Consider the following 17,076-nt stretch of genomic DNA (forward strand, 5'->3'; position numbering starts at 1 on the left):
GCCCGATGTCTCCGGGCATCTCACGAGGATTCTCACTGCCCCTGCCTTCAGGACACCAGAACTGGGTCCGAACGATCCTGAGGATCGGTCACACGAGTCCATGCGCATGAATTAGTGTCATGAGAAACCGTCACTAAAGGGGATAACGATGGAGTTCGCCGAGCGGCTCGCCGCACTCGCATTGAAGGTCAAGAACCAGCGCGAGGCCATTCAGACCGAAGAAGCGACGAAGAACGCGTTCATCATGCCGTTCATCTCGACGATCCTCGGCTACGACGTCTTCAACCCGCTCGAGGTGGTGCCCGAGTTCACGGCCGATGTCGGTGTGAAGAAGGGCGAGAAGATCGATTACGCGATCATGCGCGACGGCGAGGTGCAGATCCTCATCGAGTGCAAAAAATCGACGGAGCCCCTCCGCATCGAGCACGCTTCGCAGCTCTACCGCTACTTCGCCGTGACGAACGCTCGGATCGCTGTGTTGACCAACGGCGAGAGCTACCACTTCTACACGGACCTCGACGCGCCGAACCGGATGGACGACAAGCCCTTCCTGGTGCTCGACCTGTCCGACATCGACGAGACCCTCCTGCCCGAGCTGAGCAAGCTCACGAAAGACGTCTTCGACCTCGACTCCGTCATCAGCGCCGCCGAGGAGCTCAAGTACGTCGGACAGCTCAAGCGGGCCATCGCTGCTCAGTTCCGCGAGCCGTCGGACGACTGGGTCAAGTTCGTGACCACGCGGGTCTACGAGGGGTCGTTCACGCAGAAGGTGCGCGAGCAGTTCACGCCGCTCGTGACGAAGGCGTCGAAGCAGTTCCTGAACGACCAGGTCAACGACCGCCTGAAGACCGCGCTGGGCTCATCGAGCTTCCCGTCGATCCCGGCGGAGGCGCCCACCGGCGCGGTGACGAGCGAGGCCGTCGTCGAGGCGGACCTGGACCGGGACACGGAGACCGAGACCACCCTGGAGGAGCTCGAGGGCTACCAGATCGTCAAGGCGATCGCGTGCAGCGAGGTCAAGCCGCAGCGGGTGGTGCACCGTGATGCGAAGTCGTACTTCGCGGTCCTGCTCGATGACAACAACCGCAAGCCGATCGCGCGCCTGCACTTCAACGGCAAGAAGCAGAAGTACCTCGGCCTCTTCGACGCGGCCAAGGTCGAGACCAAGCACGCCATCGAGTCCCTCGACGAGATCTACTCCCACGCCGAAGCGATCCGCGAGTCCGTCAAGGCCTACGCCTAGGCACGCACCGTCGACGCGACAGGGGCGCATGCACCCGTCGACCGTGTCAGCCCGGTCCCGGCAGCACTTGCGCCGAATTGCACATCTGCGAGTCGCTGGGCGAGAGCCTGCGCCGCTCACACCACTACGACCTCTCGAACTGCACTGGAGCCACTTGTGACAACAGCCCCCATCCTCGTCTTCCTCCATGGCGTCGGCGACGGCGATCAAGACGACAAGTGGAAGGCCACCCTGTCGGAGTCTCTGGTCCGCTTGGGGTACCCCGGTCTCGAGTCGGCGGAGGTCGTGGCCCCGAAGTACGCCCATGCGCTGAAAGACTGGGATGTCCGCGAGACACTCCCTGACTACACCGGGAAGGCTCCGACTCGCGAAGCGGCGAAGACCAACCGCCGGGCCTTCGAAAGCCGGATGGGTGCTGTCGAATGGCGCCTGGGCAAGCACGCGCGGGGAAACGGCCTGCTGGGGTTGGACACCGCCGTGAGTGCTGCCGTCGCCGTGCCCTACTTCAAGCAGGCCCGAAACTACCTGTCAAACCCGCAGATCCGCGCTCAGGTGCTCAACCGGGTGTTGAACGCCCTGCCGTCGACGGGTCGCATTGTCCTCGTGGGCCATAGCCTCGGCTCGGTCATCGCGGCCGATCTCCTGCGCCGCCTTCCTGCCGGGGTCGAGGTGGTCGGGATGGTCACGATCGGGAGCCCTCTCGCGAACGGCGCCTTCGACGTCGACAAGTTGAAGGACGGCCTGAAGGAGCCTCCCTTTAACCTCGCCTGGTGGGTCAACTTCTGGAACGCGTCGGACCCCGTCGCGGCTCACCGCGGGCTGTCGTCCGTGTTCCCGTGGATGGTGGACTTCCGCATCGCCACGACTCCGTCATTCGTCCGAGGGCACCTCGCCGAGGAGTACCTGGGATCAGACGCTGTCGGCGCCGCGATCGGGTACGCCCTGTTCGGCTCCTTGTCGACCGAGCTCGAGGCGGTGGAGAGGGGTGTCGACATCCCTCTCGATCCGGCTGAGTCCATGGCGATCATGGCGCTGCGATATGCCCACCTCATGCGGAGGCGACTGAAAGGCGACGAGCTGGACCGGTTCACCGGCGCACTCCGCCGCGTCCAGACCGACGTCGTGACGGACATCATCGCGCGCAATGAAGCTGAGGGCCGACAGGTTCCCGTCAACGTGACGCGGCTCATGGTCCATCCGCCAAGCCCAACAGGTGACCTCGTCGAACCGCAACCGGGGCGCTACCTGGGCAAAGACGAGGCGGTCGTTCTCCTCACCGTGCTGGCGGCCGAGAACGTCCTCCGCCCCTTCGAGATCGATCTGCCGCGTGAGAAGTGGCTCGAGGCGATGAAAGAACTCTGCGCCGAAATGGGGCTGGGCACGCAGTACGGCATCGACATCTTCGAGGCCGCTAAGCGCGCACGCAGTGTCCTCAGCCCTGGTCGTGGGGCGGGTTGGATCAAGTGGGGAGCCCTCAGCGTGGGCGCCGCAGCCATCGTCGTCGCGACCGGCGGCCTGGCGCTCGCAGCGGCCCCCGGCGTCGCTGGAGCAGCTGCGGTCACGAGCGCCCTCGCGGCGTTCGGACCAGGTGGGATGATCGGCGGCCTCCTGACGGCCGGAACCCTCGTCTCGGGAGGCGGCGGTGGCATCGCGTACGGTCTCGCCGGGCAGGGCACGACGGCCGAGACCCTCGAGGCCATCGTCGAGCGTCGCCTGGCCGCGACCATCCTGAGGCAGCTGCAGGGCCTCGAGCCTGATCCCGCAGTCTGGAGCGTCCTCGCGCAGATCGAGATCGATGTCCGCCGCCAACACGAACGCATGGACGAGTTCAGCGACGAGTCCGCACCGGGCCTGAAAGACCTGAAGCGGAAGATCCTCACCGTCGAGAGAGCGCTGCGCTATCTGACGGAGAACGGTCTGGAGCCCGGAGCAGTCTCCGCACAGCAGTGACGGTGCCGCATGGCACGATGACAACAGCAGCACCAGGGGGAATCGAAAGGGGCGCGTCGAGCGACGCGGTCACAGGGTCTCCCGAACACCGCACCGGGAGGCGCACGTGAGCACCAGCATCACGAACCACGAATACGTCGGACGAGCCGTCACCGAACTCGCCCGTGGACTGCAGCCGGTCGTCGCCGACGCTCTCGCGCCGCATCTGCTGGCGGGGATGCCGTGGACGACTCTGCTCGAACGACGCGACGAAGCCGGCGGCAGAAGCGGCGGCGTCTACACCGAGACCGACCTCCAGGTCATCCTCCGCACCATGACCGAGTCGCTCGGCGCGCTCGGCCGCCCCTTCGAGGCCCTGCTCGGTCGGGCGGGCACACGTCTCGCCGGTGAGCTCCGCGAGGTCCGCAACGACTGGGCCCACAACGTCGCCTTCGACGACGCTGACGCCTACCGCGCAGTCGACTCCGCCCAACGCCTTCTCACCATCTGCGGCGCCACCGCGAGCGCCGACGCGCTCAGCACCCTCCGGCGCGACCTCCAGGTGCGGATGGCCACCACGACCCCGTCAGCGACTCCGACACCAGCCGCCACGACGCCTGACCGGCCCGCGTCTCTGACACTCGCGCCTCCGCCCCAGACTCCCCCGCGCCTCCCGACGCCTCCGGCCGTCCCCGCCTCGATGCCACCCGCGCCCGCACCCGCGGCGACCACGCCCGCAGTCCCGGCGTCGACACCGCCCACACCCACCCCCGCGTTGACACCGCCCACACCCGCCCCCGCGCCGGCAGCCCCCGCGTCGACACCGCCCGCCCGCGCCTCCTCACCCGTCACCGTCTCCATCTCCTGCGCCCCGGTCATCAGCTACGCGATGGCGCACAACGGCCTGACCGTCATCTCCGAGGTGACCCTGACGAGCCCGACCACGACGGCCCGAGGCGCACGACTGACCGTGGGCATCGAGTCGGCCGCCGGGCCCATCGGGGCTCCCACCGAGTACTTCGTCGATCTCGTCGCAGGGTCCGAGACGCTGCTTCCCCAGCTCGACATCAAGGTCGACCCCGCGGTGATGCTGGGCATCGAGGAGGCGCGGCCTGCCAGAGTCGTCGTCGCCGTCGTCCACGACGACCTCGAGCTCGGCCGCGGCACCGTCGATGTGCTGCTCCTCGCCGCGAACCAGTGGCTCGCCCGTCCGACCCTGATGTCGCTCGAGATGCTCGCGGCGCACGTGCAGCCCAACCACCCCGCCCTCGAGTCCCTCGTCGCCGAGGCCGCCGACGAACTGGCCAGGCAGACGGGGAGCGGCGCCCTGGTCGGATACCAGCAGGGTCCCGAGCGGGTGGATGCGACCGTCGACGCGATCATGACGGCAATGCGCGCCCGGTCGATCCGGTACAGCGTGCCGCCGGCCAGCTGGTCGGACGACGGGCAGAAGGTCCGCACGCCCCACGAGGTCCTCGTCGGCCGGTTGGGCACCTGCCTCGACACGACCGTGACACTCGCCGCGGCCCTCGAGCGGGTCGGCATCCGCCCCATGCTGGTCGTCGTCGAAGGCCACGCCTTCCTGGCGTACTGGCGCGAGGAGACCTCGCTGGCGAGCCCGGCGACCACGAGCGCGTTCGCGCTCCCCAACCTCGTGCGCACCGACTATGCCCGGGTGATCGAGACGACCATGCTCACGGAGGACCACGCAGGCGTCGGTCTCCACGACATCCGCCGACTGCCGCTCGAACAGCACCTCTCCGGCGACCTCGACCGCGTCGTCGGCATCACCGACGTGCACCAGGCGCGCACGAGCAGGGTCTACCCGCTGCCGGCGCGTGTGACATCCGAAGACGGAGCCGTGGTCGTGGTCGACTACCAGGCCGTCCACTCGCGTCCCGCCGCGTACGTGCCCGAACTCCGAACGGACGACGACGGTCAGACCGACGCCGCACCCGTCCCGCCCCGCGTCCAGCGCTGGAAGAACTCCCTCCTCGACCTCAGCCTCCGCAACCGCCTCATCAACTTCGCCGACCGAGCACGATTCCCGCTGCACGTCGCCGAAGAGGGCCTCGCCGAGTTCGAGGACTACCTGAACGGCGGCAAGGCCTTCGAGCTCCTCCCGTCCGACGCTCTCCCGGCCGTCGAGGTGCAGCGCGGAGTCCGGTGGGGACGCGACCTGTCGTCCGACGACCGCGCCGATCTGTTCCACACGAAGCATCAGCTCTACACGGACGCGTCGACCGAGGCGTACCCGCGCCTCCTGCGGGCCCTCGCCTACAAGGCCAAGACCGTGCTCGACGAGACCGGCGCCAACAACCTGTACATCTCCATCGGCTCGCTCGTCTGGAAGGTCAAAGACAAGACGGTCCGCTCCCCCCTCATCCTCGTACCGGTGACGCTGCGGGCGAAGGGCAAGTCCGGCGGGTATCAGGTGGTCCTCGACGATGCCGGGGCCTCGACCCCGAACTACTGCCTGCTCGAGAAGCTCCGCGCCGAGCACGGGCTCCGCATCCCCGCTCTGGCCGATCCCGCCGGCGACGCCTCCGGCATCGACATCCAGCGCGTGCTGACCGAGACGCGTCTGGCCATCCTCGAATCGGGCATCGAGGCCAATGTCGAGCCGACCGTCGATGTCGCGATCCTCCAGTTCGCCAAGTTCCGACTCTGGAAGGACCTCGACGACAACTGGGAGGCGCTGGCCGGCAACGATCTGGTGCGTCACCTGATCGAGTCCCCCACCGAGCCGTTCGTCGACGCGTCGACCGCTGCGGCACAAGGCGTGTCCGAGCCGGCGCGCACGGATCTCGACGCACTCCTCGCGACGCTCCCCGTCTCGGCCGACTCGTCTCAGGCCGCGGCCGTCGCGGCCGCCACGGCAGGGCGCACGTTCGTCCTCGAAGGCCCGCCCGGCACCGGCAAGTCCCAGACGATCACGAACCTGCTGGCCAAGGCCATCACCGAAGGCAAGAAGGTGCTGTTCGTCGCCGAGAAGCGGGCGGCGCTCGAGGTCGTGCAGAGGAGGCTCGCCGGCGTCGGTCTCGGGCCCTTCACGCTCGACCTGCACGACAAGGGCAGCAAGCCGGCGCCCCTTCGCGAGCACCTGCGGACCTCTCTGGCGCAGCGCGCCTCCGCGGACTCCGAGGGCCTCGCCCGCGCGACGGACTCGATGGACTCCGCCCGCCGTCGCCTGGCCCGGTACACCGGCCAGGTCCACGAGGTCAACACGACCGGTCACAGCCTCTACTCCGCCCACGTCGCCGAGCTGGTGCATGCCGAGGCGGCCTTCGAGCTCACCGTCCCCGAGCACTTCGCGGCCACCGCCTCCGCCGATGATCTGCATGCGGTGCGCACCGCGCTCCGCGAACTGGCCGACCACGCCGGTCGCGCCCGCCCCGCTGCCCGGCACGCCTGGAGCTTCGTCGACGTGACCGAGAGCGACACCGTCGACGAGGCGTCCCTTCTCGCCTCCGTCGCCGAACTCGACGACGCCCTCGACGCGGCGAGCGCCGACGAGGCGACGGCCGCCGTCCTGGAGACGGCCTCGACGGTCGCCGAACTCCGCACGCTGGTGGGGACGCTCAACGGAGGCGGCGTGAGCCGATCTGTCCTGAAGGAGGCGCGCACGGCGAACTGGCGGACAGAGACTCAGCGACTGCTCACCGAGCTCGAGGGTCTCACCCCGGCGTTCGGCGATGTGCTGACGGTCGTCGAGCCCGACATCCTGGCGCTCGACCTCGACCGCATCGCGCATGAGGCGACGGTCGCGCACTCCTCCGGGTTCTTCGGACGCAAGAAGCGTCGACGAGCCGTGGCCGCCTCCTTCGCTCATGTCACCCGCCCGGGTGTGACCGTCGATCTCAAGTCGCTTCCGTCCTCGACGGCACGCTTCGTGGCCCTGCGCGACGCCGTCCGCAGTCTCGCCGCGCAGATCGATGCGGTCCCCGGGCTCGGTGTCTGGTCGGGCTGGAATCCCGTCCGCAAATCCGACCGCAGCCACGTCGGCGCTCAGGTCTCGTGGCTGCGGTGGCTGTCGTCCGTAACCGATCCGGAGACGGGCGATGCGAGTGGGCGGGCGTTCCGCACCGCTCTGGAGAGCCTGACGGCCGAGAGGCAGGGCGCGGCTCCCGAATCCGCCACACGAGTGACACGGCTGGCCGATGCGACCGAGGCGCTGAGGTCCGCGCCCGGGACGACGCCCGAGGCCTGGGCCTCCTGGTCCGGAGACGCTCCGTTCTTCGTCTCGTGGAAGGCGACTCGCACAGGGCGGGACCCTCTGCAGCCTGCGGGGGTCAGTCTCACGAACTGGATCAGATGGCGACGCGCCGTCGCACCGCTGCGGACTCACGGGCTGCTCGAGGCCTACAACACCGTTCTCACGGGTGCTCTGCCCGCCGACGAGGCCCGCGACGCGTTCGAGCGCGGATTCGCGACGGCCAGCGCACACGAACGCGCACGCTCGACTGGTCTGGACGAGTTCGACGCGCTCGGGCAGGAGCGGGCCATCGATCGCTACACCGACTCGGCCCGCGACATCCGAGACGAGCTTCCGCAGTCGATCCCCGCGCAGCTCCTCGGGCGGCGTGGCTTCGACCATCAGACGGCCAAGGGCCGCGCCGGCAAGTTCGTCGCCGAGGTCAACAAGATGCGCGGCCGCATGAGCGTCCGCGACATCATGACGACCTACGGCGACCTCGTGGCCGAGATCACCCCGTGCGTCCTCGTCAGCCCGGACTCCGTCGCCCGGTTCTTCCCGGCGAAGGCCGACCTCTTCGACATCGTCGTCTTCGACGAGGCCTCGCAGGTCCGCGTGGCCGACGCCGTCGGGGCCATGGGGCGGGCCACCTCGGTGGTCGTGGTTGGCGACAGCAAGCAGATGCCTCCCACGTCGTTCGCGGAGGCCACCGTCGACGACGACGACACCGAGGCCCAGATCGAGGACGTCCTCGCCCGCGACGAGGAGTCGATCCTCGCGGAGTGCAAGCAGGCCCGGATCGAGAGCCGGTGGCTCTCGTGGCACTACCGCAGCCAGGACGAGTCCCTCATCGCCTTCAGCAACCGAAACTACTACGAGGACCGCCTGACGTCGTTCCCTGCTCCGGCCCATGGTTCCGTCGACGACGGCGTCGGCGGCCACGGGATCACCCTGCGTCGCGTCGACGGGAGGTTCCTCCGGTCCGGCCCCGCCAAGACCCTGCGGACGAACCAGGTCGAGGCCGACGCGATCGTGGCCGAGATCCGTCACCGGTTCGCCGTCGACCCGGCGGGCACGCCGTCGCTGGGCGTCGTCACGTTCAACGCCCAGCAGCGCACGCTCATCGAGTCGATGCTGCGCGACACGGGCGACGAGCGGATCGTCGACGCGCTGGACGCCTCCACCGACGGACTGTTCGTCAAGAACCTCGAGAACGTGCAGGGGGACGAGCGCGACACCATCCTGTTCTCGACGGCCTTCAGCGCGAACGACAAGGGCGTGCTGCCGCTGAACTTCGGCCCTCTGACGAACTTCGGCGGCGAGCGCCGTCTGAACGTGGCGATCACGCGAGCCCGCCGTCAGGTGATCCTGTTCTCGAGCTTCGACCCGGGTGATCTGCGGGCCGAAGAGACGACGTCGCGCGGCATCCGCGACCTCCGGGCGTACCTCGAGCTCGCGCAGCGGGGCGCGGAGAACGTCCTCTCGGCCGCCCGCACGACGACGAGGTCGGATCTCCACCGTGAGGATCTGGCCGAGGCGCTGCGGGGTCGCGGTCTCGAGGTCACGACCGACGTCGGGCTCTCGGACTTCAAGGTCGACCTCGCCGTCTCCGCGGCAGGGCACCCTGGTGCGCCGACGACGGCCGTCCTGCTCGACGGTCCGAGCTGGGCCCAGCGGGGCACGGTCGCCGATCGTGACGCACTGCCCGTGGAGGTGCTCGGCGGGTTGATGAAATGGCCTGCGGTCGAGCGCGTGTGGCTGCCCGAGTGGCTCGCTGATCGTGAGGGTGTGCTCGACAGGCTGGTCGCGGCCGTTCCTGGGCCGGCCGGCCGCTAGGCAGAGCGCTCGGCACCTGCCGTCGGCCCCAGAACGGGGTCGCCGACACGGGTGACTGCGGGCCATGCGTATGTGAGCATGGATCAAGGATTGTGCTCGGCGTATGCGCAGTCGGATCAGGAGAACGAACGTGGTGCACAACGGCTATGCGGTCATCGATTTCGAGACGACCGGGCTCTCACCTCAGCACCACCATCGGATCATCGAGGTCGGCATCGTCCACGTCGCTCCCGACGGCACGATCGAAGGTTCGTACGAGACTGTGATCAACCCGTCGCGCGACCTAGGTCCGACGCACATTCACCAGCTGCGTGGTGCGGACGTCAAAGACGCCCCTCCCTTCGCCGACATCGCGCCGCAGCTCGTCGAGCACCTCCGCGGTCGGGTGCTCGTCGCGCACAACGCCCGCTTCGAGACGACCTTCCTGCGTCACGAGCTCGGCAAGCTCGGCGTGACATCTCCCATCACCGACGACGGCGCGCTCTGCACCATGAAGCTCGCGACCACGTATCTGCCGGGTTCGGGGCGCAAGCTGGCGGACTGCTGCGCCGCGTTCGACATCCCGTTGGTCGACGCCCACGAGGCTCTGGCCGATGCGCGTGCTACGGCGCACCTCCTCAGCGCGTACCTCGAGGCGGGCCGCGATCAGCGCGCCTGGTGGGCGCAGTGGGGCGACTTCGCCGCGCAGGCTCCCTGGCCGGTGCTCACGACGGGGTCGTCCGCTCCGTGGATGTCCCGTCGTCGCGGAGTCGGCGTCGACGCTCCGGCTCTCGTGCGCGCGGGTCAGCCCAGCGCATCGCTGGTCGGCGAAACGAAGTCGTTCCTCGATCGGACCACCGACCGTCTGCGTCCGATCGCAGGAACGGGTCGAGAGCTCGACTACGTGGCCGTGCTCGACCGGGCGTTGTCCGACGGCTTCCTGTCGGTGTCCGAGAGCGAAGAGCTGCGGAGCGTCGCCGAGGCCATCGGCGTCACCCCGACCCGTCGTGTCGAGCTCCACCACGAGTACTTCGACGGGATCGTCGATGCGGCGTGGGCGGACGGCGTGCTCACCTCGGCCGAGAAGGCCGACATCGAGGCCGTGGCCATCATGCTCGACATCGCCGCCGGGCCGCGCCGCGCAGCACTCGAGTCGCGCGCGGCCACAGCGATCGTCGCTGAGACGGCACCCATGACACGTCTGGCACCCGGCGATCTGGTCGTGCTCACCGGCGAGATGTCCGAACCCCGCGATCGCATCGAGGCACTTCTGATCGCGCTGGGGGTCGTCGTGAAGGCCGGCATCACGAAGAAGACGTCCCTCCTCGTGGCCGCCGACCCCGACAGCCTCTCCGGCAAATCCCAGAAGGCCCGCCAGTACGGCATCCCGATCGTCGGCGAGGCCGAGCTGCGCGCCTTGCTGCGAACGCCCTGACGATCGCCAGATCTCGGGCACCCCGGCCGGGCATCTCCGATGTCGGGCGTTCTGGATACGCTCGCACTCAGACCGCAGATCAGAAGACCAGGGGGGTTGCGATCACGGATTCGCGCATGCCGGAAAAGGCTAAAGACAACGTGGTGAAGGCCGTCGGGAACCTCGCCAGGTTCGCCCGAGAGTCGTCGGCGAAGGTCGCCGAGCAAGCAGCCGACGTCAAGGAGGCTGCCGCGGACACCGTCGAGAGGTTCGCCACGAAGAAGGCGGACCCGTATACGGAGGCGATAGCCGACTACAACGACGCCTTCACGTCGATGAGTGAGAAGGGCGTCGCTCTCCTCGGTCAACGTGATCGGTCGACCGACCTGATCGGTTTCATTGAGCTCCTGGTGAACAGCGTGGCGAACACGCCCAAGTCGTTCGATGCGGACTTCGAGCAGATCGCCGCGGCCAGGTCGGAGTTCCTCGACGCCGAGGAGTTCGCGCGGAGGGATCTCGATGCCGCTCGCAGATCAGCCCTGGGCGTCGGGGCCGGTCTAACGACGGGCGCAGCCATCGCCAGCCTCGCCCCGACCGCAGCACTCTGGGTCGCGACCACGTTCGGTGCTGCGTCGACGGGCACGGCGATCTCCACCCTCTCCGGAGTCGCGGCGACCAACGCCGCACTCGCCTGGCTGGGCGGGGGCACACTCGCCGCCGGAGGAGGAGGCGCGGCCGCAGGGGGTGCCTTACTCGCACTCGCAGGGCCGGTCGGCTGGACGATCGCGGGTGCAGGACTCCTCGCGTCCATCGCTCTCTTCACGAAGAAGAAGCTCGAGAACCGAGAAGCGCTGGAAGAGGCTCTGACCGCGGTGAAGGCGAACACGGCGATGGTGAGGGGAATGGACGCCGAGATCGGCGATCTCCTCACGAGGACGACATCGATCCGTGCTTCGTTGGCCAAGACCTACGGTGAGGCCTTGTCGACCTACGGCCGCGACTACCTCTCTCTGACATCGCCCGAGCAAAGCCAGCTCATCGCACTGGTGAACAACACGAAGAGCTGTGCGGCTCTGTTGGGCACGCGACTGGAGCGGAGCGTCGACGGTGCGTGACGTCTCCGACGTCGCCAGCAGCAATCAGGAGCAGGCAGTCGCTGCCTGGATCGGGCATCTCAACCAGTTGCGACTCGACACCTTGTTCAGCCGACTGGCGGCGCAGGATGAGCACCTGGGCGACGCACTCTCGAGCATCGACTCCGCGATCAGGAAGATCGATCTCGAGGTCGTCAGCAGGAATCGCGGTGGGGTGAAGGGAATGCACGGCTTCATCGCCGAGGTGGCCGAAGTCGGGATCGGGAATGCGCGACGTCTAGTCGTCGGCGACGGCGCGGCGTTCGAATGGGTAAACGACAACGGACCGGTCGACCTGCTGCGGGAGGGCATCGAGATACAGCAGAAGTTCGTCGCGGCCGGCGGTCGTCTCGGGCTCGGCGCCATCACCGATCACCTGACGAGATACCCCGACTTCGTCGAGAACGGGGGCAGATATCAGATCCCGCGGGATCACTACGAAGTGATCCGGGACCTCCATGCCATGAGCGCTGAGGATGCGGGAACACTCCTGTCCCGGACCGGTGAGGGCCCGTCGTTCAAGGATTGGAGTCGCGTCCAAGCGTTCTTCGACACAGGGGATGTCGGCCTCGGTTCGTTGGAACCCTCCCGACTCGACTACGACCAGGTTCAGAGGAGTGCCTTCGGAGAGACCCTCGACGCCGAGAAAGAGGCGTTGCAGTCGACGGACGAGAACATTCGCGACGACCTGCGGAACGACAGCCGCCCGGGTCTCCAAGAGGGGCTTCAGGTCACCCTCCTCAGTGCCGCCTTCGAGGGTGGAGCCGCACTCGTGATGGCGATCGTCCAGAAGGTCCGCGGCGGCATGAAGCTCCGGGATTTCACGCGCGACGACTGGACGGATATCGCGGGCACCGCAGGTCACGGCTTCGTTAAGGGAGGCGTGCGGGGAGTCACCATCTACTCGCTGACGAACTTCACTGCGACTTCGGCGGCGGTGGCCAGCTCGGTCGTCACGAGCGCGTTCAGCATCGCACAACAGGCGAGCAAGCTCCGTCGAGGCGAGATGACGGAGATGGAGTTCATCGAGAACGCCGAGTTGGTCTGCCTCGATGCCGCAGTGAGCGCACTGTCGTCACTCGTCGGTCAGGCCTTCATCCCCGTGCCCGTCCTCGGGGCTGTCATCGGGAATACGGTCGGGACCGTCATGTACCAGGCGACCCGTGCCTCACTGTCTCGGAGGGAGAGAGACCTCATCGAGGGTTACTTGCGCATCCAGCGAGAGCTCGGCGACGAACTCAGCGCCGAGTACGACCAGCTGATCGAGACGCTCAACGTCAGCCTGTCCGACTACCTCGAGGTGCTCGAGCGCGCCTTCTCCCCTGACGTCGTGGTCGCCGCCCTGGGGTCGGTCGAACTCGCGATGAAGATGGGGGTGGACGAAGCGGAGGTGCTCGACACCGAGGAGAAAGCCATGACCTTCTTCCTCGGCTGAGGACACCGCTCACCGACCCGCGCCATCCCCTGACACGGCGATGAGTGTCTAGCTCGCCACCACGCTTACCATCCCCGTCGCCAGGATCGTCAGCACCGTCGTCCACAGGACGATGGCGACGGCCTGCCAGAGCATGACCCAGTTCTTGGGGACTCCGCTGCCGACGAGGGTCGCGGCGGTGAACATGGTTGGGAGGGCGAGCGGGGCGAGGAGGCTCGCTCCCGGGACGCCGAACCTCACCAGCCAGCGCTTCAGACGTTTCTGGCCCTTTTTCTCGGGCTTGGGCTCGAACGTCGCTTCGGGCACCACGACCGTCGCCGTACCCGCTACACCGGCCGAGCGAGCTGTGCCCGCCCAACGAGCCGCACCGGCCGAGCCCGACCAACCGCCCGAACCCGACGCGCCGGCCTGACCGGACGTTCCCACCCCGGCCGACCCGCTCCTCCTGCGCCTCCCGACGACCCCCTCCCGCACCCGCGACCCGACGAACACCACCGCCGCGACACACAGCAGGTTCCCGACGATGCCCGCGAGCGCCGCCACCACCGGGTTCATCCCGCCGACCACCCCCAGCACGGCCGACCCCTCCCCCTCGATGAACGGCACCGCCCCGGCCAGCATGATCACGAGCGGCTGCAGGATCTCGGGCACCTGGCCCACCAGTTCCTGGAACCAGCCGAACGGGCCTCCCGGCAAAGCACCCGACTCACCCGCCGCACCTGGCAATGCGAAGGACGTAGTGGACGGTGCAGTGAACCTGATGGACATGATGATCTCCTTCGATTGGTGTCGCTGAAGCGGACAGGCGCGCCGAACACCGGCGCGAGAGAAGCGGTAGACACCGAGCGCTCGAGCGGTCGAGCACGGCGAAACGGAACGTGCCGAGCGTTCTAGCCGAGTCGGCGGATCCGGCAGATGCGGCGGGTGGGCGTCATCCGCGGCGGGTCAGCCCTGACCCGCCACCCACGACGAGAACCCGCCCCGCCCGCAAGAACGCACCTCACGAGCCCTCGGCCGCCGGCAATCCGATTGTCACGAACAGCGTCGTCGACAGCATCGCGGCCGCCGCCGCAGCGATCGCGTCTCCCGCGACCCGCGCGCCCCACTCCCCGTGCTGCAGCGCCCGACCCCGCGTGTACACGTCCCCCGACCACGGGATCTCACGATGCATCGCCGGCAGCGACCCGCTGGCCGAGACGCGAGCGGCGAGCGCCGCCTCCCGCACCGACGGCTCCGCGCCGTCCACCAGCACGCGCCTCAAGGACGCGACGAGCTCGCTCCTCCGCCCCGTGCCTCCTTCGACGAGCCGCGACCCCGGGATGAACCCGAACCTCTTGGTCGCCTCGCGCTGCAACGCACCACGCTGCACCAGTCGTTCGATCGTCGGCGCCCGCAGTCCGGGCCCGATCTCGAGCACCAGCGAGTACGCGTCGGTGGGCTTCCTTTCGATCCGCTGCCAGGTGCCGCGCAGCAGCGGATCGGTCGGCGCCGGCAGGTCCGTCACACGCACCTGCCGCCCACGCAGCGTCGTCGTGCGGTCGATGTCGACCCGACCCGCCAGCGTGAGCTCGGTCAGCACCGCCCCGGCCAGCACGTGGAACAGCGGCGAGCCCTCGCTGCGGATCGAGCCCGACGGCGGGTCGAACAGCACGAGCAGGAGGTCCTCGGCCAGCGACGGAGCCGCCGTGGTGATCGCATCGGTCATCGGTCGTCTCCTCGCGGAGTCGCAGTCGAGGTGGAGTCTGCGGAGGTGACGGGATCCGGGGAGGAGGCCCGCGCCTCCTCGGCATCGTCCTCCGGGGGCAGCGCCGCCTCGAGGGCGGCCAGGGCGTCGAGAGAGCCGCTGCTGATCAGGCTGGCGCGGTAGAGCACCTCGCGCTGAGCTCCGTTGTAGAGCTCGCCCACGGAGTCGACCACGGTCGACTGAGTCGAGGAGGCGCTCCCCCGCGCCCGAGACCCCGGATCGTTCAACCACGGGTACTTCTCGACCATCGCGGCGAGCCCCGGGGCGATCTCCTCGCTGAGTCGCCGGCGGGTGGCGCGGTCGGCGTCGGCGGGGAGCTCGTCGAGGGCGATGTCGGCGGCGGTCCGAGGGGTGTCGATGAGCATCTGGCGGAGGTCGCCCATGGCCTCGGCGTCGAACACACGCGACCAGATGAGGAGGAGCGACTGGTCCGCCGCGCTCAGGTCGCGCCCCGCCTCGGCGAACCCCTCGGGCAAGGAGGCGCTGGTCCCGTGCTGCAGGATGGCCGCCAGTTCGCGCCGGATCCGTTGCAGGCGCTCGATCGTGGCGGCGAGCTCGGCGTCGATGGTGCGGAGGGCCGCCTGGGGGTCGTCGACGGACGACCCGAGCGACTCGATCTGAGCGAGCGGAACGCCGAGCTCGGTGAGGCGGGTGATCTGCAGCAGGCGGACGAGGTGCCGCACCTCGTACTGCTTGTAGTTGTTGCTGAGCCGCTCGGGCTCGTCGAGCAGCCCGAGCTGGTGGTAGTACCGCACCGCCTTGACGGTCGTGCCGGCCAGCCCGGCCAGCTCGCGGGTGCTCCAGGCCACGGGTGGGCTCCTCTCGGTTGCGCCGGCGGGATGCCGGCGTGTACCCAGTAGAGACTGTGACCTCGGGGCAGGGTCAAGGTATGCACGCAGTTTTCTCGCTAAGACAGGCGACGAACCTGCCCTTGGCTCGAATTGCACGAGTCACGACGGGTGATCGGACAGCTGGCGCGGGTCGATGGCTCTTGCTGAAGTGAGTGCCGTCCGAGCTGAGGCGGTGAGTGCGGTCAACGTCCGCCCGAATTCGGTCGCCGATCTGGCGGTGCTGCGGGAAACCATGGGTGATCGGCTGCTGGTGGTCGACGGGATCCAGGGCTTCGGCGTGGTCGATCTCGACTGGACGCTGGCCGATGCGCTGGTCATGGGTGGTCAGAAGTGGTTGCCGGCCCGGTGGGGTGCCGGGTTTCGTGGCGTTGTCATCGAGGGCGTTGGAGCGTCTACGGCTGCTGCTGGGTGGCTGGACAGGTGTTGAGGGAGTGTCGCGGTACGACGGCGTGCCGCACGAGCCGTTGTCCGGGGCACAGCGTCTGTCAGTTACGAACGGACCGCCGTTCGCGTCGGGTCCGCTGGCGACGGCGCTGTCGCAGGTGGAGTCGGTCGGCGTCGACGTGATCGCGTGGCGGATCGGCGCTACGGAGGGTGTCCTCATCTCGGCTGGGCGCTGCAGGTGGCGGTGCTGTTGCCGACGGTTCGCGAGGAACGGGCCGGCATCGTAGTGGCGGGTGTCCCCGGTGGCTTGGCCGTGTCGGTGGGCGCCCGCCTCGAGGCCGGGGGTGTGACAGCGACGCTGCACGGCGACGACCGCGCGAGTCTCAGCGTGCATGCGACGACCACGCCGGCGGCGCTCGACGCGGTCGTCTCGGTCTTGGGCGCCCCCGCGTGGCCTTGTGGCGCCGGACTGGAGGTGTTCGACCGGCAGCGTCGATACCCGTCAGGTCACGGGATGGGGACGACGTCCCAGTCCCCGGAACAATCGAGCAGGAACACCAGAGGCTCCTCGCCTGGCCTAGAGAGTGTGCTGACCCCGAATCCCATCCCCTGCGCTCGCGGCAGGGAGGCGCTGACCGCGGTCCGCTCGGGGTTGTCGCCCGGCCTGCTGGCCGGCTCGGTGGCGAGGTTCTGCTGCAGTTCACTCACGCTGTCCCGAGAAGCCTGGACGCGGGGGCGTCGCGATGCCGGCGACGACACCTGGGATCGACTGCTGCGCAACTTGAATACTCGCGCGCTAACAAGACTTGACTTCGAAAGCAGACAACAAAGCGGATGCCCGCCGCACCAGGACAGGCAGGTCCGACTTAGGCCACCTCCGCGGAGCCCATTTCTAGTCCACCGACGGGCCCCGCAGCCGCATCGCAAGATCGA

Annotated in this window: 11 protein-coding genes; 7 read left to right on the forward strand and 4 right to left on the reverse strand. The window is 68.5% G+C overall.

Translation table 11 applies throughout. The features are described from left to right. Positions 1–148: 148 nt before the first annotated feature. The 6 genes from FFA01_RS08785 to FFA01_RS08810 all read left to right on the forward strand — a co-directional run bounded on the left by FFA01_RS08785 (position 149) and on the right by FFA01_RS08810 (position 13,164). Positions 149–1,243 carry a type I restriction endonuclease gene (locus tag FFA01_RS08785; protein ID WP_146855121.1) on the forward strand — a complete coding sequence of 365 codons (1,095 nt, stop codon included), beginning with the start codon at positions 149–151 and terminating at the stop codon, positions 1,241–1,243. Between the two features lie 156 nt (positions 1,244–1,399). Beyond that, complete coding sequence (locus tag FFA01_RS08790) at positions 1,400–3,193, forward strand: alpha/beta hydrolase family protein (RefSeq protein WP_146855123.1); 1,794 nt, start codon at positions 1,400–1,402, stop codon at positions 3,191–3,193. Between the two features lie 106 nt (positions 3,194–3,299). Then, positions 3,300–9,203, forward strand: coding sequence for an anti-phage protein ProA (proA, locus tag FFA01_RS08795; RefSeq protein ID WP_146855126.1), 5,904 nt, complete (start codon positions 3,300–3,302; stop codon positions 9,201–9,203). Positions 9,204–9,333: 130 nt separating this feature from the next. Next, entirely contained in the window at positions 9,334–10,617 is a 1,284-nt protein-coding gene (locus FFA01_RS08800; RefSeq protein ID WP_167627327.1) for an exonuclease domain-containing protein, read from the forward strand. Between the two features lie 116 nt (positions 10,618–10,733). Next, complete coding sequence (locus tag FFA01_RS08805; protein ID WP_146855131.1) at positions 10,734–11,711, forward strand: hypothetical protein; 978 nt, start codon at positions 10,734–10,736, stop codon at positions 11,709–11,711. Then, entirely contained in the window at positions 11,704–13,164 is a 1,461-nt protein-coding gene (locus tag FFA01_RS08810) for a hypothetical protein (RefSeq protein WP_208720873.1), read from the forward strand. Before FFA01_RS08805 ends, FFA01_RS08810 begins: the two co-directional genes overlap by 8 nt. A 48-nt stretch (positions 13,165–13,212) precedes the next feature. On the opposite strand, the gene FFA01_RS08815 is transcribed toward FFA01_RS08810, so the two are convergent. From FFA01_RS08815 to FFA01_RS08825, 3 genes are all read right to left on the reverse strand, one after another. Continuing rightward, positions 13,213–13,932, reverse strand: a complete 720-nt coding sequence (locus FFA01_RS08815) for a small multidrug efflux protein (protein ID WP_244289777.1) — start codon at positions 13,930–13,932, stop codon at positions 13,213–13,215. 232 nt (positions 13,933–14,164) lie between these two features. Next, positions 14,165–14,869 carry a GOLPH3/VPS74 family protein gene (locus FFA01_RS08820; RefSeq protein WP_146855134.1) on the reverse strand — a complete coding sequence of 235 codons (705 nt, stop codon included), beginning with the start codon at positions 14,867–14,869 and terminating at the stop codon, positions 14,165–14,167. Then, the gene (locus FFA01_RS08825) at positions 14,866–15,717 is read right to left on the reverse strand and encodes a helix-turn-helix domain-containing protein (RefSeq protein WP_146855137.1); all 852 of its coding nucleotides are present in this window, start codon (positions 15,715–15,717) and stop codon (positions 14,866–14,868) included. Before FFA01_RS08825 ends, FFA01_RS08820 begins: the two co-directional genes overlap by 4 nt. Before the next feature lie 175 nt (positions 15,718–15,892). Here FFA01_RS08825 and FFA01_RS08830 point away from each other — a divergent pair, with 175 nt between their 5' ends. Next, entirely contained in the window at positions 15,893–16,186 is a 294-nt protein-coding gene (locus tag FFA01_RS08830; protein ID WP_146855140.1) for a hypothetical protein, read from the forward strand. 464 nt (positions 16,187–16,650) lie between these two features. Here the strand turns inward: FFA01_RS08830 and FFA01_RS08835 are convergent, their stop codons facing one another. Then, entirely contained in the window at positions 16,651–16,851 is a 201-nt protein-coding gene (locus FFA01_RS08835) for a hypothetical protein (protein ID WP_146855143.1), read from the reverse strand. Positions 16,852–17,076: the final 225 nt, after the last annotated feature.

The organism is Frigoribacterium faeni (assembly GCF_007988805.1).
Classification (GTDB): Bacteria; Actinomycetota; Actinomycetes; order Actinomycetales; family Microbacteriaceae; genus Frigoribacterium; species Frigoribacterium faeni.